This window comes from Microbacterium sp. Se63.02b, from assembly GCF_014171575.1.
Taxonomy (GTDB): Bacteria; Actinomycetota; Actinomycetes; order Actinomycetales; family Microbacteriaceae; genus Microbacterium.
Window position 1 is genome coordinate 1,657,456 of record NZ_CP050453.1, and the last position, 24,514, is coordinate 1,681,969.

At 68.6% G+C, this 24,514-nt stretch carries 25 protein-coding genes and 2 pseudogenes; 20 read left to right on the forward strand and 7 right to left on the reverse strand.

The features are described 5' to 3' along the window. Positions 1-11: 11 nt before the first annotated feature. Positions 12-725 (forward strand): DUF998 domain-containing protein, encoded by a 714-nt coding sequence (locus G4G29_RS08120; RefSeq protein ID WP_183152431.1) that lies wholly within the window; start codon positions 12-14, stop codon positions 723-725. A 150-nt stretch (positions 726-875) separates the two neighbouring features. Here the strand turns inward: G4G29_RS08120 and G4G29_RS08125 are convergent, their stop codons facing one another. Continuing rightward, the gene (locus tag G4G29_RS08125; RefSeq protein WP_183152432.1) at positions 876-1,304 is read right to left on the reverse strand and encodes a hypothetical protein; all 429 of its coding nucleotides are present in this window, start codon (positions 1,302-1,304) and stop codon (positions 876-878) included. A 611-nt stretch (positions 1,305-1,915) separates the two neighbouring features. Between G4G29_RS08125 and G4G29_RS08130 the strand changes: the two genes are divergently transcribed. Beyond that, positions 1,916-2,605 carry a hypothetical protein gene (locus G4G29_RS08130; protein WP_183152433.1) on the forward strand — a complete coding sequence of 230 codons (690 nt, stop codon included), beginning with the start codon at positions 1,916-1,918 and terminating at the stop codon, positions 2,603-2,605. 300 nt (positions 2,606-2,905) lie between these two features. Further along, positions 2,906-3,280: a helix-turn-helix transcriptional regulator gene (locus G4G29_RS21750; protein WP_244632525.1), complete on the forward strand. Its 375-nt coding sequence runs from the start codon at positions 2,906-2,908 to the stop codon at positions 3,278-3,280. A gap of 7 nt (positions 3,281-3,287) precedes the next feature. On the opposite strand, the gene G4G29_RS08140 is transcribed toward G4G29_RS21750, so the two are convergent. Further along, positions 3,288-3,737, reverse strand: a complete 450-nt coding sequence (locus tag G4G29_RS08140; RefSeq protein WP_183152434.1) for a DUF6325 family protein — start codon at positions 3,735-3,737, stop codon at positions 3,288-3,290. 4 nt (positions 3,738-3,741) lie between these two features. After that, positions 3,742-4,128 (reverse strand): SHOCT domain-containing protein, encoded by a 387-nt coding sequence (locus G4G29_RS08145; RefSeq protein WP_183152435.1) that lies wholly within the window; start codon positions 4,126-4,128, stop codon positions 3,742-3,744. Between the two features lie 261 nt (positions 4,129-4,389). Here G4G29_RS08145 and G4G29_RS08150 point away from each other — a divergent pair, with 261 nt between their 5' ends. From G4G29_RS08150 to G4G29_RS08180, 9 genes are all read left to right on the forward strand, one after another. After that, entirely contained in the window at positions 4,390-4,605 is a 216-nt protein-coding gene (locus G4G29_RS08150; protein WP_183152436.1) for a hypothetical protein, read from the forward strand. Further along, a complete protein-coding gene (locus G4G29_RS08155; protein ID WP_183152437.1) occupies positions 4,563-5,450 on the forward strand; it encodes an AI-2E family transporter in 888 nt (295 codons plus the stop codon). The genes G4G29_RS08150 and G4G29_RS08155 overlap by 43 nt, the downstream gene beginning before the upstream one ends. Before the next feature lie 79 nt (positions 5,451-5,529). Beyond that, complete coding sequence (locus G4G29_RS08160; RefSeq protein ID WP_183152438.1) at positions 5,530-5,964, forward strand: DUF6325 family protein; 435 nt, start codon at positions 5,530-5,532, stop codon at positions 5,962-5,964. Between the two features lie 255 nt (positions 5,965-6,219). Further along, positions 6,220-6,315 carry an SHOCT domain-containing protein gene (locus tag G4G29_RS23950; RefSeq protein WP_345941172.1) on the forward strand — a complete coding sequence of 32 codons (96 nt, stop codon included), beginning with the start codon at positions 6,220-6,222 and terminating at the stop codon, positions 6,313-6,315. Between the two features lie 51 nt (positions 6,316-6,366). Further along, positions 6,367-6,684, forward strand: a complete 318-nt coding sequence (locus tag G4G29_RS21755; RefSeq protein WP_244632526.1) for a hypothetical protein — start codon at positions 6,367-6,369, stop codon at positions 6,682-6,684. Positions 6,685-6,855: 171 nt separating this feature from the next. Next, positions 6,856-7,509, forward strand: coding sequence for a hypothetical protein (locus tag G4G29_RS21760; protein ID WP_244632527.1), 654 nt, complete (start codon positions 6,856-6,858; stop codon positions 7,507-7,509). Positions 7,510-7,517: 8 nt separating this feature from the next. After that, positions 7,518-7,745: a hypothetical protein gene (locus tag G4G29_RS21765; protein ID WP_244632528.1), complete on the forward strand. Its 228-nt coding sequence runs from the start codon at positions 7,518-7,520 to the stop codon at positions 7,743-7,745. Positions 7,746-7,860: 115 nt separating this feature from the next. Next, positions 7,861-10,194 (forward strand): arylsulfatase, encoded by a 2,334-nt coding sequence (locus G4G29_RS08175; RefSeq protein WP_183152439.1) that lies wholly within the window; start codon positions 7,861-7,863, stop codon positions 10,192-10,194. A 32-nt stretch (positions 10,195-10,226) separates the two neighbouring features. After that, complete coding sequence (locus tag G4G29_RS08180; protein WP_202045618.1) at positions 10,227-12,596, forward strand: arylsulfatase; 2,370 nt, start codon at positions 10,227-10,229, stop codon at positions 12,594-12,596. 10 nt (positions 12,597-12,606) lie between these two features. On the opposite strand, the gene G4G29_RS08185 is transcribed toward G4G29_RS08180, so the two are convergent. Further along, positions 12,607-13,560, reverse strand: coding sequence for an HAD family hydrolase (locus G4G29_RS08185; protein WP_183152441.1), 954 nt, complete (start codon positions 13,558-13,560; stop codon positions 12,607-12,609). Positions 13,561-13,765: 205 nt separating this feature from the next. Here G4G29_RS08185 and G4G29_RS08190 point away from each other — a divergent pair, with 205 nt between their 5' ends. From G4G29_RS08190 to G4G29_RS08210, 5 genes and pseudogenes are all read left to right on the forward strand, one after another. After that, positions 13,766-13,975 (forward strand): heavy-metal-associated domain-containing protein, encoded by a 210-nt coding sequence (locus G4G29_RS08190; RefSeq protein ID WP_183152442.1) that lies wholly within the window; start codon positions 13,766-13,768, stop codon positions 13,973-13,975. Beyond that, positions 13,975-14,985: a heavy-metal-associated domain-containing protein gene (locus tag G4G29_RS08195; protein WP_244632529.1), complete on the forward strand. Its 1,011-nt coding sequence runs from the start codon at positions 13,975-13,977 to the stop codon at positions 14,983-14,985. The genes G4G29_RS08190 and G4G29_RS08195 overlap by 1 nt, the downstream gene beginning before the upstream one ends. Continuing rightward, positions 14,982-17,311: pseudogene (locus tag G4G29_RS08200) on the forward strand (heavy metal translocating P-type ATPase). The gene G4G29_RS08195 and the pseudogene G4G29_RS08200 overlap by 4 nt, the downstream one beginning before the upstream one ends. Positions 17,312-17,331: 20 nt before the next feature. Continuing rightward, the gene (locus G4G29_RS08205; RefSeq protein ID WP_183152443.1) at positions 17,332-17,592 is read left to right on the forward strand and encodes a YHS domain-containing protein; all 261 of its coding nucleotides are present in this window, start codon (positions 17,332-17,334) and stop codon (positions 17,590-17,592) included. Between the two features lie 67 nt (positions 17,593-17,659). After that, positions 17,660-19,784 (forward strand): annotated as a pseudogene (locus G4G29_RS08210) (heavy metal translocating P-type ATPase). A gap of 35 nt (positions 19,785-19,819) precedes the next feature. On the opposite strand, the gene G4G29_RS08215 reads toward G4G29_RS08210, so the two are convergent. Further along, on the reverse strand, positions 19,820-20,314 hold the full coding sequence (locus G4G29_RS08215; RefSeq protein ID WP_183152444.1) for a DUF1269 domain-containing protein: 495 nt from the start codon (positions 20,312-20,314) through the stop codon (positions 19,820-19,822). A 152-nt stretch (positions 20,315-20,466) separates the two neighbouring features. Then, positions 20,467-21,189 (reverse strand): GntR family transcriptional regulator, encoded by a 723-nt coding sequence (locus G4G29_RS08220; protein ID WP_202045620.1) that lies wholly within the window; start codon positions 21,187-21,189, stop codon positions 20,467-20,469. Positions 21,190-21,349: 160 nt separating this feature from the next. Between G4G29_RS08220 and G4G29_RS08225 the strand changes: the two genes are divergently transcribed. Continuing rightward, complete coding sequence (locus G4G29_RS08225; protein WP_183152446.1) at positions 21,350-22,165, forward strand: extracellular solute-binding protein; 816 nt, start codon at positions 21,350-21,352, stop codon at positions 22,163-22,165. A 388-nt stretch (positions 22,166-22,553) separates the two neighbouring features. Here G4G29_RS08225 and G4G29_RS08230 read toward each other — a convergent pair whose 3' ends face one another. Continuing rightward, on the reverse strand, positions 22,554-22,703 hold the full coding sequence (locus G4G29_RS08230; protein WP_183152447.1) for a hypothetical protein: 150 nt from the start codon (positions 22,701-22,703) through the stop codon (positions 22,554-22,556). 2 nt (positions 22,704-22,705) lie between these two features. Here G4G29_RS08230 and G4G29_RS08235 point away from each other — a divergent pair, with 2 nt between their 5' ends. Both G4G29_RS08235 and G4G29_RS08240 read left to right on the forward strand, forming a co-directional pair. After that, positions 22,706-23,680 (forward strand): sugar ABC transporter permease, encoded by a 975-nt coding sequence (locus tag G4G29_RS08235; RefSeq protein ID WP_183152448.1) that lies wholly within the window; start codon positions 22,706-22,708, stop codon positions 23,678-23,680. A 2-nt stretch (positions 23,681-23,682) separates the two neighbouring features. Then, positions 23,683-24,489: a carbohydrate ABC transporter permease gene (locus tag G4G29_RS08240; RefSeq protein WP_183152449.1), complete on the forward strand. Its 807-nt coding sequence runs from the start codon at positions 23,683-23,685 to the stop codon at positions 24,487-24,489. The last annotated feature ends 25 nt before the right edge of the window (positions 24,490-24,514 follow it).

Here is a 24,514-nt window from a genome sequence, read left to right on the forward strand (position 1 = left end):
CGTGGTTCCCGGTGCCCGTGCTCCTGCTGGCGGGGGCGGCCGCCGGCCTGACGGCGTACGTGACCTACTATTCGGCGACGCATCTGGATCTGCAGCTTCTGGCGACCGTGCTCGCCCTGTTCCTCGTGCTCGGGGTCCTCGCGAGCATGCTCACGGCGAGCGATCCGCAGTGGTGGAAGGAGAATCTCAGCGCCCTGGGCATGACGGACGATCTGTCGGCGCGCGCCTTCAACCTGACGTTGATCGTCGCCGGCATCCTCGTGACGACGCTCGCCCGGTACGCGACCCGGGATCTGCCCACCACGCATCCGCGCGGGGTCGCCTCGGTCCGCGCGTGCCTCGTCATCGTCGGCATCTTCCTCGGACTCGTCGGCGTGTTCCCCGTGGATCAGCACTTCGCCCTCCACACCGGGGTGGCGTCCGGCATGGTCGTCGCCTACACGATCCTCGTGGTGGCGATCCGCTGGTGGGTGCCGGGGGTCTCGCGGACCTTTCTCGTGCTCGGGTACGTGTTCGTCCTGGTGATCCTCGTGCTGTCGGTGTTCTTCGCGGTCGGCTACTACACCCTCACCGCCGTCGAGCTGGTGGCGGGGACGGTCGTCTTCACGTGGATCATCCTCTTCATCCGCACGGCGGACGCCCTCGAACGAGACGCCGCAGAGGGAGTGGCGCAGGGAAAGATCACCCGGGGGAGGCCCTTGAAGGGGGCTGGACGGCGCCACTAGCTTTGGTGCCATGTCGCCCCCCGTACGTTCGACGATGCCGGGACCGACGGTTCGGTTCCGGCCGCCGGCTCCCCAGCCCGGTGCGATCCGCCGCGAGCGCGTCAGCACCGCGATCGCCGAGGCGGCGGCGCGGGAATCCGCTGACCGTGGTCAGCGCCCCCAGCGGATTCGGCAAGACGACGGCCGTGGCCGACTGGGCAGCGTCGCTGGAACAGGTCGCCTGGCTCGGGCTCGGCTCCTCCGATGCCGATCCTCCGCCTGGCGCAGGGCGTCGTGAACTCGCTCCTGGTCGGGGCGGAACGCGCGGGACGACCGCTCGCGCTTGGCCGCGACCTGGACGATCCCCATCACGCCTACGCCGAGATCTGCCGGGTCCTCGAACACCTCGACACCCGCATCCACCTCATCGTCGACGACGCGCAACGGGCAGGGGAGGACTGGCGAAGCGGTCTCCTCGGCATGCTGGCCGAGCAGGCGCCGGACGGTCTGCGGGTCGTGCTCGTGGGGACGACCCTGCTGGAGGGTCACGCTGTCGCGGCATCGGCTCATGCATCCGGAGTCGTTCGTGAGCGCGGACACCCTCAGCTTCACGGCGGCGGAGGTGCAGCTCCTGCACGGTGCGAAGGCGAGCGCTCTCGATCCGGGGACGATCTTCGAAGAGACGCGAGGGTGGCCGATCGCCGTGCGGCTGATGATGATCGGCGGCGCCAGGGCCGACTCCGGTGCGCAGAGTGCGTCGAGCTTCCTGGGTACGTACGTGCGCGAGCACGTTCTCGGTGTGCTGCCGCCTGACGTCGCGGACTTCGTGCTCGAGGCGAGTGTGTGCGGCGAACTGACACCCGAGCTGGCGGCGGCGGTGACGGAACGGCCGGACGCAGCCGAACTTCTCGAGAGCTGCGTGCGCCTGGGCTTGTTCCTCGACCGGTTCGAGGAACCCGACGGCGTCGTCTACCGCTGGCATGCGTCGTTCGCCAGACAGTGCGCGGAGATCCTCCGACACGATGCGGCTCGTGCCGCCGCCTGTCATCGTCGGGCGGCGGGGGCACTCAGGCGACGGACCCCATCGCGTCGATCACGCACTCGCTCCGCGCCGACGACCCTCTGGCCCGCAGGGAGTCTCTGCTGCGCCACTGGCTCGGAAGCTCGTCGTCGGGGCGAGCGCCGCAGAGGTCGAACGCGCCTCGACCGACATGCTGCGTCGCACGCCGGACGATGCGCAGGTGCTCCTCGTCCGCGCCTGCGCGAGCGATGTGCTGGGCGACCATCGGGTGGCCCGCGAGTTGTTCCGGCGGGCGGAGGCGATGATCGCCGGAGCCGGCGACGGCAGGGAACCCGCGGTCCTGCAGATCGCACGCCTGTTCATCGCCGACGAGCGCGCGGCGGTGGCCGATGCGAGCGCGAAGGTGCGGCAGATGCTGCTGGACGCGGACTCGACAGAGCTCGGCGACCGGGCAGCCCTCAACTATCTCCTCGGATGGACCGAGATCCGACATCGGGGGCAACCCGCCATCCCCCTCGAGTACTTCTCGGCCGCGGCACGAGGCGCAGAGCTCGGGGACCGGGAGCTGGCGAAACGCTCACTGGGTCATCTCGCTTTCGGCCAGACGTGGGCGGGGCGCTTCTCCGACGCCCGATCGGCGCTCGCCTCGGTCGAGGGCGCCGAGCACGTGAGCCTGCCCTGGAGCACATACGCGGGCGGAAGCGCGGCGGCCGCGGCGGGTAAGCGTCGCGTACTGGGCGGGCGAGTCGGACGAGGCGATCCGGGCGTTCGGGACCGTGATCGCGAACGGGGAGCTCGGACAGGTCGTTCCACGAGCATCGCGCGCATGATGATCGCGTATGCATCGGCCGAGACGGGGGACGTCGCGGCCTGTCGCTGAGCGGCGATCGGCATCCAGGACATCCCGCTGAAGTGGTCCACGGCATCTCTGGCCGGCGTTCCGGGAGTCGTCGGTCGCTCTGCTCGAGGAGGCGGTCGGACGCCAGGATCGCGCGATGCGGATCGCCAGGAAGTACATCCAGTGCCCGGACCTGCCGGTCGTCAACGTCGCCCTCGCCGGCCTGCTCCGTCGCGCCGGGAGTACTCTGGCGCCCTCGAGATGCTGAGAGCGCTGCGTGCGTTCGGCGGGTGTCGTACGTGAAATCCGCGACGCTGATCACCGCGGCGGTGCTGCGTCGTCATGCGGGGCACCGCGAGGAGGCGCACGAACTGTGCGAAGGCCGCGGTCGCGGTCGCCTGCGGCGAGAACATCCGACTGCCGTTCGGCCCGAGGGAGACCGCGGTGCGCAAGCTCCTCGGCGAGCACGTGCACTACGGCACCCAGTTCGAGGACTTCATCGGCCGGTGCCTGGCGAACGATGCGGCGGGTTCGCTCGTGGATGCCCTGTCCGATCGGGAGCGTGAGGTCTTCCAGCAGTTGCAGACGGCACGCACCCTGCACGAGATCGCCGGCGAGCTCTCCGTGTCGATCAACACGGTGAAGACCCACCAGAGGGCGATCTACCGCAAGCTCGGAGTGTCCTCTCGGCGTGAGGCCGTGCGGACGACCGTCTGAATCTCCCTCATCCGGGTCGCGACTGTCGAAGCGCGGCAGCGAGGACCGTGTTCGCGATCTCTGCCGGGATCGGCTGGACGGCGAGGATACGGTCCTCTCGATGGTCGACGTCCTGCGCGAACCGTTCGCTCCAGGTCGGTTCGACGAGCATGAGGGCGGCGAGCGTTCCGACCGGCAGCTGTGACGCGAAGTACCGCACGTCGTCCTCGCACACCAGTCCGGGGGTGTCCAGCCCGAGGCCCGCGAGCGTGAACTCGTCGCCGTCGATCTCGATCAGGTGGTAGCCGTCTTCGAGACGCCGCATCATCACGAAGTCCAGCAGGCGGATGGTGCCGCCCTCCACCTGGCGCAGCAGTGCTTCGAGGATCCGCGGGCTGAGGCGGTCGTCTTCCAGGCGCACGACGACGAATTCGACGTCGCCGAGCGCCTGCAGGGTCACACCGACCGCCTCAACCATGCTGTCAGCTCAGAGCGCGAGCCTTGATGGCGGCGAACTCGTCGGGCGTGATCGTCCCCGCCGCGAGGAGCTTCGACGCCTTGTCGATCTCATCGCTGGGACTGGATCCCGCAACGCTCCGGATGTACGAATCGGCGGCGTGCTGCTGCTCGCGATACACCGAAGCGCTGCGCTCGCCCATGCCCCGGCCGCGCGCGATCAGGTACACGAGCGCCGTCAGGAACGGGACGAAGATGAGGAAGATGATCCACACGGCCTTCCACCAGCCGTTGAGGCTGTGGTCCCGGAACAGGTCGGCGACGATGTTGAAGAGCACCATCAGGTAGGAGATGAACACGAAGACCCAGAAGAACCACCAGATGATGTCCCAGAAGCTTTCCCAAATGGACACGTCGGACCCCTTTCGTTGAGTTACTGCGTATCGCGATGGTGGCAGCGTCCGCGCCGCCGGGGGGAGGACCGCTCACCCCTAGCGGGCGACCCCGTTCGGCACCGGCGGCCACGGCGGTCACCAGGAACGGGTGAGGGCCACGGTCCGCGCGGGTCGCCCGCGCGTAGCGTGCACTGTGGATGACAGCCAGACCATGCGCGGCGACGCGCCCGACGACCGCAGCCGCCGATCCCGGCTGCGGCAGGTTCTGCCTGCACAGCCGTGCTCTCCGGCTTCTCCGTCGCGGTCGGGGTGCTCCTGGCGATCGCCCTCGCCACGACGATCGCCGGCATCTCCACCGTGCTGATCTCGATCTTCCTCGGCATGTTCCTCGCCCTGGGGCTCGACCCTGCGGTGCGGGCCCTGGAGCGGCGCGAACGACGCGGGCGGCGGGCGTGGCGATCGTGGCGATCATCTTCCTCGGGGTCGTGGCCGTGATCCTCCTGGTGCTGGTCCCGGCGACGGTACGCCAGATCACCGCTGCCATCGAAGCGGCGCCGGAGACCATCGCGGCGATGGAGGCGAGCACGTGGTACCGCACGCTGGAGGCGAACCTCGGCGTCGACCTCTCGGTGGCGATCTCGGAAGGCCTCCGCTCGCTCACCACCCTTTCGTCGTTCCTCGCGATCTCCGGGGGCGTCCTCAAGGCAGGGTTCGGCGTCATCGGCGCCGTGTCGAGTTTCGTCATGGTCGTGGTGCTCACGCTGTACTTCGTCGCGTCGCTCACGAGCGTCAAGGCGGCGGTCGCGAACCTGGTGCCGCAGTATCGGCGTGCGCGGTTCACCGCGTTGCTGGAGGAGATCACGCAGTCGGTCGGGGGAGTGGTGGCCGGTGGCGTCACCCTGTCGGCGATCAATGCTCTGGTCGTGCTCCTGATCCAGCTCGCGGTCGGCTCCTCCATCCCCGCGGTGATGGCGATCGTCGCGTTCTTCATCACCCTGGTCCCGATGATCGGCTCACTCGTCTTCCTCCTCATCGGCGGCGTCGCGACGCTGTTCGTCAGCCCGACGGCGGCGCTCGTCTTCGTCGTCGCCTACCTCGTGTACATCCAGATCGAGGCATACGTGGTGACGCCGCGGATCATGGGCAGAGCCGCGTCGGTGCCCGGCGTGCTCGTGATCATCGGGGCGATGATCGGCGCCACGCTGCTCGGTCTGCTCGGCGCACTCGTCGCGATCCCGTTGACCGCGTCGATCCTGATCGTGGTCCGCAAGGTGTGGATCCCGCGACAGAACAGTCGGACCATGCCGCCGGACGACGGCGTGCTCACCCCGTTGGGGTGAGCACGGCATCGCCTCGAGGGCGGCGGTGCGAGCATGAGCGGACGGCCCCGCTCCTCGCCACCGTGAGAAAGGACGATTCATGAACGACTTCCGATTCGGCCCCGCCGAGTTCTACCTCGTGGGCTTCGAGGGCGAGCGTCCGGACCCTGCCACGTTCCGCGCGCTCACCGACCTCGTCGACAGCGGAGTGGTCCGCCTCCTCGACTTCGTGGTGCTGTCGAAGTCGGCGAGCGGCGACGTCGAGATCGTCGAGCTGGACGCGGACGGCGCGTCGCTGGGCCTCGACGACTTCGCGCCGATCGCGGCAGGCCTCGCCGGCGAGGAAGACGTCGAAGCGCTCGCCGAGGCCCTCGCCCCCGGCCAGTCGGCTGCGGTCGTGGTCCTCGAACTCGCCTTCGCCCGCACCCTGGCACAGAGCCTCGCGGCCGCGGGCGGTCAGGTGCTCCGCAGCGAGCGGGTCCCCGCGCCGGTCGTGAACGCCATGATGGACATCCTCGATCAGGAAGGTGAATGACATGCCATTGAGAAGATTCGGTCGCCCCCGGACTGATCGGCCTCGCCGCCAGGACGGCCGTGGTCGCCGGAACGGCTTCGGCTGTGGGCGGCGCCATGTCATCACGGAGCCAGCAACAACGCGCACAGGGGCAGTACGAGCAGCAACAGTACGAGCCGCACAGCAACAGGCCCAGATCGACGCCGCCGCGCAGAACGCCGCCGCACAGTACGCCGCGCCCCCGGCGCAGGCCCCGCAGTCGGCGGCGCCGACGACATGATCGCGAAACTGCAGCAGCTGGCGTCGCTGAAGGACTCGGGCGTGCTGTCCGAGGAGGAGTTCGCGGCGGCGAAGCAGAAGCTCCTCAGCTGAGGAGCCGTCCGTCTGCGCCGACCAGAGCCGCCCGCCCCGAGGAGACGACGAATGAGTGAACTGGATGACCTGCGCGCCCGCGTCCTCCTCCTCGAGCAGGAGAACCAGACGCTCAAGGCCCCGCGTCGCCGCCCGATGGCACGGAGCATCGTCGCAGCGATCGTGCTCGCACTGGCGGTGTTGATGGCGCCGATCGCCGCGATGGGCACCTGGGCCCGCCTCCAGCTCGTGGACTCCGATCGCTTCGTCGCGACCTTCGCCCCCTTGGCGGACGACCCCGATGTCCAGGACTTCGTCTCCGCCCAGGTCAGCACCGCGATCCACGAGCAGATCGACCTCGATGCCGTCGTCGGCGAGGTCTTCGACTGACTCCGCGAACTCGACCTCCCCCCGCGTGCCGCATCGGCTCTCACTCTGCTCGAGGCGCCGGCGGCCAGTGGCCTGACGTCGCTCGTCGACGGTGTCGTCCACGACGTCGTCGCTTCCGAGCAGTTCGCCGACATCTGGGCGCAGACTCTCCGATTCACGCACGAGCGTGCCGTGGCGATCATGCAGAACAGTCCGGACACCGCGGTGCAGCTCGCGGACGACGGCGTCTTGTCGATCGACCTCGGTCTGGTCGTCGAACGGGTCAAGGCGGAGCTGACCACGCGCGGCGTGGGTTTCGCCGACCTGATCCCCGTGATCGACCGTTCGATCCCCATCGCCCAGGCAGACGCCCTCGTCCTGGTGCGCACGATCTATCAGATCGCCGTCGCCGCGGGATTCTGGTTGCCGTGGGTCGTCCTCGGACTCGTGGTCGCCGGGGTCCTCCTCGCCCGCAACCGTCCCCGTGCCCTCTTCTGGACCAGTGCCGCCTTCGCCGCGGCATTCCTCCTCCTCTCCGCAGGGATGGGGATCGGCAGGACGTTCTTCATCGGTGCGGTGAGTCCGTCGATCATGACGTCGGCGGCCGCTGAGGCGTTGTTCGACGAAGTGACCGCGCTGCTCGGTTCGACGATCGCTGCACTGGCCATGGTCGGGTTGCTCGTCGCGATCTGGGCGTGGTTCGCCGGGTCGAGCCGCAGTGCCGTGGCCATCCGTGGCGTGCTCGGCAGCGGCTTCTCTGCCATCCGCGGCACCTGGGAGGGACGCGGGCTGTCGACGGGGCGTCTCGGTCTCGCCGTCGACCGCTTCCACGGACCGATCCACTGATCGCCGGGATGGCGCTCGCCCTTCTCGTCCTCGTCATGACCCGCCCCGTCTCCTTCGGCACGGTGCTCGGCGTCAGCGCCGGCCTCCTCGTCTTCGCCATCCTGGTGGAACTGCTCCGACGGCCGGGGCCTGTCGAGATGGAGCAGACGCGCACCGATTCCCCGGACGACGCCGTGCAGGACGAGGGTGAGGCGGACGGCGCCGCTGCGGCGTCGTCGGCCGCGCCGGCGCTCTGACGGTCTCGCCCGATCGATCACCCCCTGAGGGTGAGCGGGCTGCCTGCCCGCTCGGCGGGACGCCGATACTCGGCAGGAGGACGATGTTGTGCAACCCGGGACCGGAGGAGAGATGATGTCGGAATTCAATGCGGACTTCGCGGGGGAGATCGAGCTCGACGTGCGTGACTCCACGCCGGACTGGTCGCCGTACGAACTCCCGGTCGCCCCGGACGGGGCTCCCAACGTGCTGATCGTCCTCTACGACGACACGGGACTCGCGTCCTGGTCGCCCTACGGCGGTCGCATCAACATGCCGACGATGGATCGGCTGGCGCAATCGGGTCTCACCTACACGCAGTGGCACACGACGGCGCTGTGCTCGCCGACGAGGTCGACCATGCTGACCGGACGGAACCACCATGTCAACCGCGCCGGGGTCATCATGGAGGGCACGAACGGCTTCCCCGGATTCGCCGGACGACTTCCGGCTGAGTGCGCGACGATCGGACAGATCCTGCAGGGGAACGGCTATTCGACGTTCTGGGTGGGCAAGGACCACAACGTCCCCGAGGAGGACAACGCCCCGGGCGGAAACCGCTCGATGTGGCCGCTCCAGCTCGGTTTCGACCGGTTCTACGGCTTCCTCGGCGGCGAGACCAACAACTGGTATCCCGACCTCGTCGAGGACAACCACTTCATCGAGGCGCCGGCGACCCCGGAGGAGGGGTACCACCTCTCGAAGGACCTCGCCGATCAGGCCCTGGGCATGATCCGCAACCAGCAGGCGTCCAACCCGTCCAAGCCCTGGTACATGTGGTTCTGTCCTGGCGCCAACCACGCTCCGCACCACGCACCGCAGGAGTACATCGACAAGTACAAGGGTGCGTTCGACGACGGCTACGACGCCTATCGGGACTGGGTGCTCGCCCGCATGATCGAGAAGGGCGTCCTCCCGGAAGGCACGGCGATGACCCCGATCAACCCGCTGCCGGAGGATGCCGCGAACCCCGCGGACCACGTGCGCCCCTGGGACCAGCTCTCCGACGATGAGAAGAAGCTGTTCGCACGATTCGCCGAGGTGTTCGCCGGGTTCTCCGAGTACACCGACGCGCAGGTCGGACGCATCGTCGACTATCTGGAGGAGAGCGGTCAGCTCGACAACACGCTCATCTTCTACTGCGCCGACAACGGCGCCTCGGGTGAAGGGTCGCCCGACGGTTCCGTCAACGAGAACAAGTTCTTCAACGGCTACCCCGACGATCTCGCCGAGAACCTGACGATGATCGATCGCCTCGGATCGCCCGACACCTACAACCACTACCCGACGGGGTGGGCCGCCGCGTTCTCCACGCCGTTCCAGATGTTCAAGCGTTACTCGCAGTACGCGGGCGGAACGTGCGACCCGATGGTCATCCACTGGCCGAAGGGGATCACCGCCCGAGGGGAGTTCCGGCACCAGTACCACCACTCCGTCGACGTGGTCGCCACGGTGCTCGATGTGATCGGCATCGAGATGCCGGACTCGTTCCGCGGTGTCGCCCAGCATCCGCTCGACGGGGTGTCGATGAAGTACAGCTTCGACGCGGAACCGGACGGGCCGACCGAGAAGAAGGTCCAGTACTACTCGATGCTGGGCACGCGCGGCATCTGGAAGGACGGATGGAAGGCGGCAGCCGTGCATGCACCCCTCACCGGCAAGGGGAACTTCGACCAGGACGTCTGGGAGCTCTACCACGTGGCGGAGGACCGTTCGGAGTCGAACGATCTGGCGGAGAGTCAGCCCGAGAAGCTCCAGGAGCTGATCGCCGCATGGTTCGACGAGGCGGAGAAGAACTTCGTGCTCCCGCTCGACGACCGGTCCGCTCGGGAGCTGCTCACGGTCGAGCGTCCACAGGCGGAACCGCCGCGGGATCGCTACGTGTACTACCCGGGCACCGACGCCGTGCCCGAGAGCGTGGCGGTGAATCTGCGAGGACGCTCGTACAAGATCGTGGCCGATGTGGTCCTGGATGAGGGCGCGCAGGGTGTCCTCTTCGCGCACGGCTCGAGGTTCGGCGGCCACACCCTGTTCCTCAAGGACAACCGCCTCACGTACGTCTACAACTTCCTCGGCATCCCTCCGGAGCAGTCGTTCACGTCGGAGGAGCTCACCCCGGGACCGCACACGGTCGGTGTCGACTTCGTCCGCGAGGGCGCCGGCGAGCACGGGGAGTCGGTCGGCACGGCCACGCTGTACGTCGACGATCGCGCGGTCGCCTCCGGGCCGATGCGCGCGCAGGTCGGCAAGTTCACGCTGTGCGGCGACGGCCTGTGCGTGGGATGGGACAGCGCCGACCCGGTGAGCCGGCAGTACGCCAACCCGTTCCCGTTCACCGGCGGGAAGCTGCTCGGCGTCGGCATCGACGTCAGCGCCGAACGCTACCGCGACCTCGAGCTCGAAGCCGCGGCGATGCTGTCGCGCGAATGACCGTGTCCGGACGAACTGCAGAAGGAGCCGACGTGCCTGAGCCGACGATCCATCCCGAGTTCCCCGTGAGTCTCGACAGGAACCACCTCCCCGAACCGGAATGGACGTACGCGGATGCCACGATCGGCATGCACGCCACCGAGTCGGTACCCGACTTCCCGCTGCCCAAGACGGCGCGTCCTGGGGCCCCGAACATCCTGCTCGTCCTCCTCGACGATGTCGGCTTCGGCTGGCCGAGTGTGAACGGCGGTCTGGTGCGGATGCCGACGGCGGAGCGGCTCGCGGGACGAGGGCTGTTCTACAACCAGTTCCACACGACCGCGCTCTGCTCGCCGACGCGCGCCGCGCTGTTGACAGGTCGGAACCACCATACGGTGGCCACCGGGGTCATCCAGGAGATGGCGACGGGCTATCCGGGCTACAGCGGCATCATCCCGAAGGCGACGGCGACGTTCGCTGAGCTTCTGAAGCATGCGGGGTACACGTCTGCGTGGTTCGGGAAGAACCACAACGTCCCGGACAACCAGACGAGTCCGGCCGGGCCGTTCGAGAACTGGCCGACGAGTCAGGGTTTCGATCACTTCTACGGTTTCATCGCGGGGGAGACCGACCAGTTCTACCCCTCCCTGTACGATGGGACGACCGCCGTCGAGCCCCCTGCGCGCCCGGAAGACGGGTATCACTTGACCACGGACCTCGCCGAGAAGTGCATCGGCTGGGTGGGCACGCAGAAGGGCATCGCACCCGATCGCCCTTTCCTCGCCTATCTCTCCCTGGGTGCCGCTCATGCTCCGCATCAGCCACCGCTCGACTGGCGCGGTCGCAATGCGGGTCGCTTCGACATGGGGTGGGACGAGTATCGCGAGGTGGTGCATCGCAACCAGCTCCAAGCCGGGATCATCCCCGCAGGGACTGCGCTCACCGAGCGCCCCGATCAGATCCCGTCCTGGGACAGCCAGCCGGAGGAGCACCGCCGATTGTTCGCTCGTCAGGCGGAGAACTTCGCCGACTTCCTGGAACATGCCGACCACGAGGTGGGACGGGTCGTCGACGCGATCGACGCGCTGGGAGAGCTCGACAACACGATCGTGATCTACATCCTCGGGGACAACGGTTCGAGCGGTGAGGGATCCTTGATCGGGACCCCGAACGAGATCATGAGCCTCAACGGGCGTCAGCCGTCGATCGACGAGGCGATCGGTTTCATCGACAACTGGGGGCTTCCCGGCACGTCGCCGCACTACGCCGTCGGCTGGGCGCATGCGGGTGACACGCCGTTTCAATGGACGAAGCAGGTCGCCTCGCACTTCGGCGGCACCAGGAACAGCATGATCGTCTCGTGGCCGGATCGGATCACCGACACCGGCACGCTCCGCTCGCAGTTCCACCACGTCATCGACGTCGCTCCGACTCTTCTCGAGATCGTCGGCATCGCTCAGCCGACCGTGGTGAACGGGGTCATCCAGAAGCCCATCGAGGGGACGAGTTTCGCCTACACGTTCGCGGCGGAGAGCGCCGAGCGGCCCAGCCGTCACGAGAAGCAGTACTTCGAGATGCTCGGCAACCGCGCGATGTACGCCGATGGGTGGATCGCCTCCTGTCGACATGGCCGGCTTCCGTGGGAGACCTCGGGGTCGTACAGCTGGGACGACGATGTGTGGGAGCTGTACGACATCACGCACGATTTCAGCCAGGCGGAAGACCTTGCCGCGCGTGAACCGGAGCGACTGCGCGCGCTGCAGGACATGTTCATGGCAGAGGCGGCCCGGTACGACGTCCTTCCGCTCGATGATCGATTCGCCGAGCGCCTCGACGTGACGCTGCGCCCGAGTTTCTTCGCGGGGCGGGACCGCGTCACCTTCCGTGAGGGGATGACCCGACTGCCCGAGGGAAGCGGGCCGAAGCTCGTCAGCGTCCCGCTCACTCTCACGGCGGACGTCGATGTCGCCGATCAGGGCGCCGAGGGAGTGATCTTCGCGGTCGGCGGCGACGCCGCGGGCTGGTCCGTGTTCGGGTGGGAGGGGAAGGTGCGGTTCCACTACAACTTCTTCGGTATCCGCCGGTACGACATCGTCTCGCCGGAGGCCGTCGGCCCCGGCGCCCACACCGTCACCGTCACGATCACCCCGCAGGAGCCTCGGCCAGGGGCACCCGCCGACGTGCAGATGGCGGTCGACGGACAGGTCGTCGGCGATCTCCTGCTGCCCGAGCAGATCCCGATGCGATGCGGTACGGAATCGATGGATGTCGGGATGGACTGCGTCTCGCCGGTGTGCGACGACTATGCGAGCAGGGGGCTCTTCCCCTTCACCGGTAGGATCCGATCCGTCACGTTCGACCTCCCGTCCGTGCAGGCACCGAGCGGGCACGAGCGGCTGAAACTCGCGACGCAGATGGACTGACCGAGGCCGACTACGAGGTCCCGGCGTCCGCGACGGAGCCGGGGAACACCGTGTCCCAGTCGTCCCGCACGCTGACGACCGTGTAGCCGCTGTCCGACGCCGCAGCGAGAGCCTTCTCGGCGCCGGCGTCGTATGGCGTGTCGCCGCGGTCGGGGTCGTCATGGTGGATCAGCATCGCGAACCCTGACCGCGGTCCTCGACGGGCGAAGTCCAGCATCGCGGTGTCGCCGTTGGAATTGCCGCCGGCGAACAGGGGACGCCGACCGATGCGCGTCCAGATCCGGACCGGCTTCTCCGGGCCGTCGTCGAAGAAGGCGAGAGACGACGAGTAGCGCACGGTCGCGTCAGAGTCGTCCCAGGTGAGTCCGAAGGCGGATCCGACCACACGTTCCGGGGGGATGCCGTAGTTCGACAGTGTCATCGGTCGCATGAAGTCGCGCTCGCCGCCGGAGACGATGTAGCAGGTGAAGCCGTGGTGCTCCAGGTAGCGGAGAAGCTCGACCATCGGCGCGTACACGGCCTCGGAGTACGGCCGTCTCAGGACCGGATGCTGCGCCGTGCGGTAGAAGTCCTCGACCGAGCGGGCGTAGTCCTCCACGCTCATGCCGTCCGTGAGTCCGACGAGCGCCTGGATGATGGTCGTGAGGTCGGAGTCGTCGCCCGCGTAGTGCTTGTCGATGGCGGTGCTCAGCCACCCGAAGTCACCGCTCACGGCAGCGCGATACGGCTGTCGCTCGGCCAGTTCCGGGCGGAGTTCGGCCGCCGCCCGCCACTGCTCCACCACGTAGTGCAGCTGCGTGGGCATCGGCTTCTCCGACCACAGGGTGCCGTCGTTGTCGAACACGGCGATCCGCTCCTCGACGGGGACGGCATCCGGTCCCTCGGTGACGGCGGCCACGAAGGCCTCGATGTCACGGCGGGTCCGGGTGTCGCGCCATGAGCGCAGGGAGGGGTGGTCGGTCATGTCGGATCCTCGCGTCTCGTTCGATGGTCGGCGGCCTCTTCATGCTGACATCGGGCGTCGCGTGGCACGCGCAGGCGTCACCCCCGGGGGATGAGGGGGACCGGGAATGAGCCGGAATCGTGGTGTGCGGAATACCCTCGGTGGGTATAGGGTTGTGTCGAGGGAGTACCCCATGGGGGTATCCGGATCCGAGGAGAGGAACGTCATGAGCACGAGCGAATACCAGGTCACCGGGATGAGCTGCGGCCACTGCGAGGTCGCCATCCGCGGCGAAGTCGGCCAGATCCCCGGCATCGACGCGATCGAGGTCAGCGCGCAGACGGGCAGGCTCGTCGTGACCAGCGCAGAACCCGTCGACGATGCGGCGATCCTCGCGGCGGTCGACGAAGCGGGGTACCAGGCGGTGCGAGCCTGATGAACACGGCCGGCCGTCTCGGCGTCTACGGTGCGGGACTCGCGGTGGTGTTCGGCGCCGCGTTCGTCGTGGCGGGTGCCATCGTCCCCGCCGACGCCGTGGCGTCATGGACGGAGCGTGGCCCCGACGGACACGCGGCAGACGAGTCCGCGGAGCACGCGGGCGCAGAAGAGCAGGAGGAGACCGAAGTGAGCGGAGTCACGATCGCCGCATCCGGATACGCCATCGGACCGGTCAGCGCGCCGGAGAAGGTCGATGCGGAGGGCGAGCTGTCCTTCGACATCCGCGACGCCACCGGCGCGCCGGTCACCCGATACGAGACGGCGCACGGCAGACAGCTCCACCTCATCGTCGTGCGCAGCGACGGCAGCCGCTACCGGCACGTGCACCCCGCGCTCGACCCGCAGACGGGCACCTGGTCGCTGCCGTGGACATGGGACGCCGCCGGCACGTACCGCGTCTACGCGGACTTCACCGCCGACGGCGGAAGCGGCGTGACGCTCTCCCGCACCGTCGACGTCTCGGGTGCCGTCGTGCCCGACGCCCCGAGGGCGACGCAGACCTCGGCGAACGTCGCCGGATTCGATGTGACGATCAGCGGTGAGCTGGTCGCCGGCACCGGAAGCGAGCTCACCGTCGAGGTCGCTCGCGACGGCGCCCCGGTCACGACTCTCGAACCCTACCTGGGCGCTTTCGGCCATCTGGTGGCCCTGCGCGAGGGCGACCTCGCCTACCTCCACGTCCACGCGCACGGGGACGAGCCGGAACCCGGCGACCTGGCAGGCCCCGAGGTGGTCTTCACCGCACAGACCCCGACCCCGGCCGCTACCTGCTGTACCTGGACTTCCAGGTGGACGGCGCTGTGCACACGGCCGAGTTCGTCCTGGACGCCGCACCGGGAGACGCCGCCGCAGACGACTCCGGCGACGACCACGGCGGACACTGACCCACCGGCACCGCGCGTCATGCGCCATCCGGCGCGAACGGCACAGAACGAGGAGACATCATGACGGACACACGGTCCGCGGCCCCCGCGGCAGGCACGAGCATGGAGCTGGACATCGGCGGCATGACCTGCGCGTCGTGCGCGATGCGCATCGAGAAGAAGCTCAACAGGCTCGACGGCGTCACGGCGACCGTGAACTACGCGACGGAGAAGGCCAAGGTGAGCGCACCCGAGGGCTTCGACCCCGCACTGCTCATCGCCGAGGTCGAGAAGACCGGGTACACCGCCGCCCTCCCCGCACCCGAGAAGACCGGGGGTCAGGATGGCCCCGACGACGCGTCCGACCCGGAGCTGACAGGTCTGAAGCACCGGCTCGTCGCCTCGATCGTGCTCACCGTCCCGGTCGTAGCGATGGCGATGATCCCCGCGCTGCAGTTCACCTCCTGGCAATGGCTCTCGCTCGCGCTCGCCGCCCCGGTCATCATGTGGGCGGCGTGGCCGTTCCACACGGCGGCGTGGACGAACCTCCGACACGGTGCCGCGACCATGGACACCCTCATCTCGATGGGCACGCTCGCCGCCCTGCTGTGGTCGCTGTACGCGCTGTTCTTCGGCACCGCGGGGGCTCCCGGCATGACGCACCCCTTCGAGCTGACCGTGGCTCCGAGCGACGGCGCCGCCAACATCTACCTCGAGGTCGGCGCCGGGGTGACCACGTTCATCCTCGCCGGACGATACTTCGAGAAACGGTCCAAGCGTCAGGCCGGAGCGGCGCTGCGGGCCCTGCTGGAACTCGGAGCGAAAGACGTGGCCGTGGTCCGCGACGGGGTCGAGGTGCGGATCCCCACTGCGGAGCTCGCAGCAGGAGACGAGTTCGTCGTCCGCCCCGGGAGAAGATCGCCACGGACGGGGTCGTCGTCTCCGGGACCTCGGCGGTCGACGCGTCGATGCTCACGGGCGAGTCGGTTCCGGTCGAGGTCGGCGAGGGAGACACTGTCACCGGGGCGACTGTCAACGCCGGGGGACGGCTGGTCGTGCGGGCCACGCGCGTGGGATCCGACACCCAGCTCGCGCAGATGGCCAGACTCGTCGAAGACGCCCAGACAGGCAAGGCCGAAGTGCAGCGGCTGGCGGACCGCGTCTCGGGGATCTTCGTCCCCATCGTGATCGCCATCGCCGTCGCAACCCTCGGGGCCTGGCTCGGCGCAGGGTTCCCCGCCTCAGCCGCCTTCACCGCCGCTGTCGCGGTGCTGATCATCGCCTGCCCCTGCGCCCTCGGACTCGCCACCCCGACCGCCCTGCTCGTGGGAACGGGACGCGGCGCCCAGATGGGCATCCTCATCAAGGGGCCGGAGATCCTCGAGTCCACCCGCAAGGTCGACACGGTCGTGCTGGACAAGACCGGCACCGTCACGTCGGGTCGGATGACGCTCACCGCCGTGCACACGGCAGAGGGAGTCGACCGGGGCGAGCTGCTCAGGCTCGCCGGAGCCGTGGAAGACGCCTCGGAGCACCCCATCGCGCAGGCCGTCGCGGCGGCAGCGACGCGGGAGGCCGGAACACTGCCCCTCGTCGAGGGCTTCGCCGCCATCGAGGGTCGCGGTGTGCAGGGCGTCGTCGACGGACGTGCGGTCCTGGTCGGTCGGGACTCGCTGCTCGCCGAGTGGTCGCAGCACCTGCCCGCCGCGCTCGCGGCCGCGAAGTCCGAGGCCGAGCGTCGGGGGACGGCGATCGCCGTCGGCTGGGACGGCGAGGCCCGCGGTGTGCTCGTGGTGGCCGACACGGTGAAGCCCACCAGCGCTCAGGCCATCGCGCAGCTGAAGAGCCTGGGACTCGCACCCATCCTGCTGACGGGGGACAACCGCGCCGTCGCGGAGCAGATCGCCGCCGAGGTCGGCATCGCGGAGGTCATCGCCGAGGTGCTGCCGAAGGAGAAGGTCGACGTCGTCACCAGGCTCCAGAGCGAGGGCAGGGTCGTCGCGATGATCGGCGACGGCGTGAACGACGCCGCCGCCCTCGCGCAGGCCGACCTCGGACTCGCGATGGGCACCGGTACCGACGTCGCGATCGAGGCCAGCGACATCACGCTCGTCCGCGGCGATCTGCGCAGCGCGGCCGATGCGATCCGGCTCTCCCGCAAGACCCTCGGCGCGATCAAGGGCAATCTGTTCTGGGCGTTCGCGTACAACGTCGCCGCGATCCCGCTGGCGGCTCTCGGACTGCTCAACCCCATGCTCGCCGGTGCGGCGATGGCGTTCTCGAGCGTCTTCGTGGTCGGCAACAGCCTCCGCCTGCGTTCCTTCCGGAGCCAGGCGGCGGATCCCTCCCCGGCGGCGGCCACGGCGTCGCGCGAGCGCACACCGCAGACCGTCTCCGCGGAAACCATCTGAGAACGAACGAGGAGAACGACATGTCCGATTCCCCCGCAGCCTCGTGCTGCAGCATCGACACCCGCCGTGCCGTCGCACCGGCAGGACGCAAGGATCTGCTCGCGCCACCGGCCGCCGGCATGGCAGAGTGCCCGGTGATGGTCGGCAGTCCCGTCGTCATCGCCGACGCGGAAGCCGCAGGACTCTTCCGCGACTGGGAGGGCACGCGCTACTACTTCTGCTGCGCAGGGTGCGGACCGGCGTTCGACGCCGATCCCGCGAAGTACACCGCAGCAGCCTGATCGTTTCCCCGCTCGGCGTCGACCACGTGCCGGCCCCGACCACCGTCTTCCCGAAGAGGAGAGGTTCATGAGCACCCCGCATCCCGAACCCGCGCACGATACCCACCACGGACACCCGTACGACGCCGAGCACAGCGCGGATTCCGGACACGGCACCCCCGCCGACCACGCGGGTCACGGCCACCACGGCGGGCACGGCGGTCACGCCGATCACGGCGACCACGTCGCCCAATTCCGGCGTCTGTTCTGGATCATGCTCGTGCTCGCCGTGCCGACCGTCGCGCTGTCCGGCATGTTCGCGATGATCCTCGGCTACCCGCTCCCCGATGTCCCCGGCCTCCGCTGGGTGTCGCCGATCCTCGGCACCGTCATGTACGTGTGGGGAGGGAAGCCCTTCCTCGTCGGCGCGGTGAGCGAGATCCGCGGGCGCAAGCCCGGGATGATGCTGCTGATCGGTCTCGCCATCACGGTCGCCTTCCTCGCATCGTGGGGGGCGAGCCTCGGCATCCTGCATCACGAGCTCGACTTCTGGTGGGAGCTGGCGCTGCTGATCGTGATCATGCTGCTCGGGCACTGGATCGAGATGCGCTCGCTCGCGCAGACGACCTCGGCACTCGATTCTCTCGCGGCGCTCCTCCCCGATGAGGCCGAGCGCGTGGAAGGCGGGCAGGTGGTCGTCGTCGCGCCCGCCGACCTCGCCGTCGGCGACGTCGTCGTCGTGCGCCCCGGGGGAGCATCCCCGCGGACGGCCGGATCGTCGACGGTCGCGCCTCGATGGACGAGTCGATGGTGACGGGGAGTCGCGCACGGTCGCCCGCGGCGTCGGCGACCCCGTCACCGCCGGTACCGTCGCGACGGACTCCGGACTGCGCGTCGAGATCACCGCGACCGGTGACGACACCACGCTCGCCGGAATCCAGCGGCTCGTCACGGAGGCGCAGAACTCGTCGTCGCGAGCGCAGCGCCTCGCCGACACGGCTGCCGGATGGCTGTTCTGGTTCGCGCTCGGATCCGCCGCGATCACCGCGATCGTCTGGACGCTCGTCGGCCTGCCCGACGACGCCGTCATCCGCACCATCACGGTGCTCGTGATCGCCTGCCCGCATGCGCTCGGCCTCGCCATCCCGCTCGTCGTCTCCATCGCGACGGAGCGGGCCGCGCGGGGCGGGGTGCTCGTCAAGGACCGCCTGGCGCTGGAGAGCATGCGCACCGTCGACACGGTGCTGTTCGACAAGACCGGCACCCTCACCAGGGGAGAGCCGGTCGTGTCGGAGGTGTCGGTCGTCGAGGGGCGCGACGCGGACGCGGTGCTCGCCCTCGCCGCCGCCGCCGAGGCGGACAGTGAGCATCCTCTGGCGAAGGCGATCGTGCGCGCGGCTGCCGATCGGGGACTCCCCGTGCCGGAGAGCCGCGACTTCACCTCGTCCCCTGCCGTGGGTGTCACAGCGGAGGTCGAGAGCACGACGGTCCGGGTCGGTGGCCCGCACCTGCTGTCCGAGGAGGGCCGCGAGGAGCTCGCTGTCGCCGAAGCCTGGCGCGCGGATGGCGCCATCATCCTGCACGTCGTCCAAGACGGTCAGGTGATCGGTGCGCTCAAGCTCGCCGACGAGGTGCGTCCCGAGTCGCGGGAGGCGGTCGACGCGCTGCACGCCCTGGGGGTCCAGGTCGTCATGATCACGGGAGACGCCGAAGCCGTCGCGCACACCGTCGCCGCGGATCTCGGCATCGACAGGGTGTTCGCGGGGGTGCGGCCGGAGGACAAGGCCGCGAAGGTGCAGGAGCTGCAGCGCGAGGGGCGCAGGGTCGCGATGGTCGGCGACGGCGTGAACGACGCCCCCGCTCTGGCGCAGGCCGACGTGGGTCTGGCCATCGGCGCGGGTACCGACGTGGCGATCGCGTCGGCCGGGGTCATCCTCGCCGGCGACGATCCGCGCTCGGTGCTCTCGGTGATCGAGCTCTCGAGGGCTGCGTACCGGAAGATGAGGCAGAACCTGTGGTGGGCTGCCGGCTACAACCTGCTGTCCGTGCCGCTCGCCGCGGGAGTGCTCGCGCCGATCGGGTTCGTGCTGCCGATGTCGGTGGGGGCGATCCTCATGTCGTTGTCGACCATCGTCGTCGCGCTCAACGCCCAGCTGCTGCGTCGGTTGGACCTGCGGCCGGAGGTGACGACACGCGCGATCCTCGACCGCTGAGGTCGCGCGTGTCGCGCGGCTTGTGAGGGGTCAGATCACTTCGCTCCGCCGAGCTCGTGGATGAGCTCCGCCTCCTCCTCGGCCGAGAGCGACGTCTGCACGACCGTGCCCTCGTAGGGGGCGAGCGCCGCGGCGAACTTGTCCTGCGTGATCTTGGTCGCATACACGACGACCGCCGACTTGCCGGCCGAGACGGTGCTCTTCACCCGGTCGCGGAACTCCGCGTCGATTCCGGTCTTGTCCAGTCCGGCGAACAGCGCGCCGAAGAGGCCGCCGAACAGGAGACCGGCGACGGGGATGAAGAACAGCAGACCGATCAGCATTCCGAAGAGTGCGCCCCCGACCGCACCGACACCGACGTTGGCGGCGGCCCCGGGATACTCGACCTTCGTCTTGCCGTTCTGATCGACCTTGACGAGCGCGAGACCCGCCAGCTCGACGACCAGATCGTTCTGCAGCGACTGGATCTGCTCGTACGCGCCTTCCGCCTGCGTCTCGGAATCGTAGGAGATGACGATCAGTTCGGCCATGAGCTCTTCCCTTCTCTGGGCTGAGACGAGCCGCCGCAGCCGTCGTGGACGGAAGCGCCGCGCCTCCGTCGAGTCAGGCTGCCCACGCCTGTGTCCTGATCCGGCGGGAAGGGCGGGAAATCACCCGGGGAGGTTGCCTCAGGCGCGGCGGCTCACTGCACCCGGCGGAAGAGATCGGCCTCGAAGCGGTAGGCGTCGCCGCGGTAGCGGTTGACGCCGAGCAGCACGGGGGTGCCGTCGCTCGTGTAGGCGATCTCTTCGCCTACGAGGATCGCCGCGCCGACGGTGGTGCCGAGCAGTCGTGCGAGGTCGGCGTCGGCGGTGGAGGCCGTGACGCTGTAGGCGCTGCGGTGGATCGCGATCCCGCACACGTCGCGCAGCGCGTCGTAGAGCGACGCATCCGTCAGGTCGACGTCGACGAGCGCGGCCGTGCGCTGCTGCGGGAGCACCACGGTGTCGAAGCACACCGGGTTCCCGTCGAGGCCGCGAAGGCGACTGATCTTCAACACAGGAGACGTCGGTGCGATGCGGAGGCTCGTCGCCTCGTCGATGGTCGCGGGACGTGTCTCCTGGCTGAGGATGACGGCGGTCGGCCGCAGGCCTCGTGCGCGGGCCATCTCGCTGAAGGACTGCAGGGTGCTCGGCGGTTCGCCGACGACCTGCGCGGGCGTGAACCAGCCCCGCTGCGCCGAACGGTTCACCTTTCCCTCTGCCTCCAACGCACCGAGCGCTGCGCGCAGAGTGGAACGGCTCACGCCCACCTGCAGAGCCAGATCGCGTTCGCCGGGGAGTCTCGCACCGGCCGCGAAGACGCCGAGCTCGATGTCGTGCACGAGCTTGTCGTAGGCCAGGGAGGCGGCAGGAGTCAGAACCACAGGCAGAAACATACCACAGCGGCTATCTGGATCAAGATTTGCGCACATTGGTATTTCACTGGTGCAACTGGTTCGTTAGTGTTAGCGTTCCGATTGACCCGGAGCGTTCTCGATTCCGGTTCCCGACGGCATGTACCCGACCACCACGATGGAGTGAACGATGTTCTCGAAGAAGACGCGCACCGCGGGAGCGGTGTCCGCAGGGATCGCGGCGGTGCTCGCCCTTTCCGCATGTGCACCGGGCGGAGGGGGAGCCGAGAGCAGCGGTCCCACCGACGTCTCCAAAGATGTCGCCGGTGCGGGGGATGTCACCCTCAAACTGTCGGACTTCTGGGGCTCGGCGGAGGAGGAGTGGATCACGACCCTCATCGACGAGTTCGAGGACGAGTACCCGAACGTCACGATCGAGCGCACGCGGGAGGACTGGGGCCAGTTGACCGGCACCCTGAACCTCCAGCTGCAGGACGCGGGCGGTCCCGACATCGCCTCCGCGAACAACGGTTGGTCCTCCCTGGGCACCCTGGCCAAGGGTGGGCTCGTGCTGAACCTCGACGCCTATGCAGACCTGTACGGGTGGGCAGACGCGGTCCCGACGACGATCGCCCGCCAGAACCAGTTCACGAAGGACTTCACGACGATCGGCGAGGGGTCCTGGTTCGCGACGCCGCTCGCCCGGGCTTCGCTCATCGGCATCTACTACAACGCCGACATGCTCGACGCGCTCGGCATCCCCGTCCCGACCACCCTCGACGAGCTCGAATCCGCCGCGGCCGCGGTCAAGGCGGCGGGGAGGTCCCGTTCAGCTACAGCGGTCTCGACGGCAACACCGCGCCGCTGCTGGGCCTTCAGGCCATGTACGGCACGGCCGACGAGATCAACGACTTCGTATACGGCGATGCCGAGGTTGACGCGGAGACGACCGGCTTCACGAAGGCGGCCACGACGCTGCAGGAGTGGAACACCGAGGGCTGGCTGATGCCGGACTTCCAGGGCCTCGACTATCAGACGTCCCTGGCCAACTACCTCGACGGCGACAGCGTCTTCCGTTTCGAGTACACGGGCGCGCTGGGGCTCACCGGCGATCAGCTCGACCAGTTCGGCTACATCCAGCTCCCGCAGGCCGACGGCGACGCCACGGTGGGCGTCGGTGCGGCGCCGGGCGCGATGGTCATCTCCGCCAAGTGCGAGCATCCGGACGTGGCTGCGGCCTTCCTCGACTTCCTGATGTCGGAGAAGGCAAGCCAGACGGCGACGGACCTCGGTCTGGTCCCGATGCTGAACGAGGTCGAGACCCCGGACGTGCTGAGCCAGAGCGGTGAGGCCGCAGCGACCGCGACGCTCGACGCCGACGACGGCTACGTGCCCTACTTCGACTGGGCGAGCCCGACGATGCTCGACATCCTGACGCAGAACACCCAGCTGCTGCTCGCCGGGAAGACGACCCCGAGGACTTCACCACGGCCGTCGACGACGACCGCAGTGCGTTCCTCGCCGAGTCCGCCGGATCCTGACACACATGTCGACTCCGAATCCGGGTGTCGCCGTCGCCGCGAGAGCGGTCGGCGACGACACCCCGGCGACCGAGGCGATCGTGACCGCGGGGAGGCGTCGCCGTGGCGCCTCCCGCGCGCAGCGTCGCTCTCGGAGGGTCGGGCTGCTGTTCGCGCTCCCGGGTCTGCTGATCTACGCCGGCGTCGTGCTGTGGCCGATGATCCAATCGATCCAGTACTCGTTCTACAAGTGGGACGGCGTCACCGCCTCGGTGTGGGTCGGCGTGCAGAACTACATCAACTTCTTCACCGATCCGGTTCTGCGCTCGACTCTCGGCAACGTCCTCGTGCTGCTGATCTTCTTCGCTCTGCTCCCCATCGTCCTCGGCCTGCTGTCGGCGGCGCTCATCACCCGCTCGCGGCAGCCCGGCATGGCGGTCTACCGGTGGATCTTCTTCCTCCCGCAGGTCATGACGAGCGTCGTGATCGCCCTCCTGTTCAAGCGCATGTACGCGCCGGAGGGGCCGATCAACGAAGCGCTCAGGGCCCTGGGCCTCGATGCTCTGACGAAGAACTGGCTCGGCGACTTCACCTGGGCACTGCCCGCCGTCGGCCTGATCGGCACCTGGGTGACGTTCGGGTTCTGCATGGTCCTGTTCATCTCGGGTGCGGCCGCCATCTCTCCCGACCTGTACGAGGCCGCGCGGATGGACGGCGCAGGCCCGTTCCGCGAGTTCTTCTCGGTGACGCTCCCCGGTCTCCGCGGGCAGATCGCCGTGGCGCTCACTCTCACGATCACGGCCGCGCTGCGTGCCTTCGACCTGATCTGGATCACCACGCGCGGAGGACCGGGCACCTCGACCCAGACACCCGCCGTCGCGTTGTACAAGGCGGCCTTCGTCAACCCCGACGTGGGGCAGGCTGCGGCGATCGGCGTCGTGATGGCCGCGCTCTGCCTCGTGATCGCCCTCGTCATCACCCGCGTGTCGGAGAAGGAGTAGCAGTGTCCTCTCGCTCGGAGAAGTTCTGGAACTACCTGATCCTGACCGCCATGGCGCTCATCGTGCTGTGGCCGGTCGGCACGTTCCTCGCGGCCTCACTCAGCCCGGATCGTGCGGGACGGCCCTCGGTCGATCTGCAGTGGGGGAACTTCGCCACCGCATGGAACGACGCGGATTTCGCCCGCTCGATGTCGGTGTCGCTCATCATCACGGCGGTCGTGGTGATCGTCGGGGTCCTCCTCGCTCTGTTCGGCGGGTACGCGTTCGGCGTCCTCGGGGTGGTCGGCGAGAAGGTGCTGTTCCCGGTCATCCTGCTGGGGATGATGGTGTCGCTCGAGGTCATCATCGTGCCGCTGTACTACCAGTTCCGCACCATGGGCCTGACGAACAACCTGCTCGGGGTGATCCTGATCCACCTCGGCATGGGGGTGCCGTTCGGGGTGTTCTGGATGCGTGCGGCGTTCCGCGCCCTGCCGAAGGCGGTCTTCGAGTCCGCAGAGCTCGACGGCGCGGGGCCGCTGCGCATGCTGTGGTCGATCGCGGTGCCCAATCTCATGCCCGCGGTGTACACCCTGATCCTCCTGAGCTTCATGTGGACCTGGAACGACTACTTCCTCTCCCTGGTCTTCCTGCACGGCGACAACCAGACGGCCACGGTCGCGCTGGGTGTGTTCCAGGGCAAGTACGTCACGCAGATCAATCTCATGGCGGCGGGCGGACTGATCGTGGCCGCGCCGGTCCTGATCCTCTATGTGATCTTCCAGCGCAAGTTCATCTCGGGGATGCTCGCGGGCTCCGTCAAGGAATGACCCCCGTCATCCCCCTCCTTCGAAT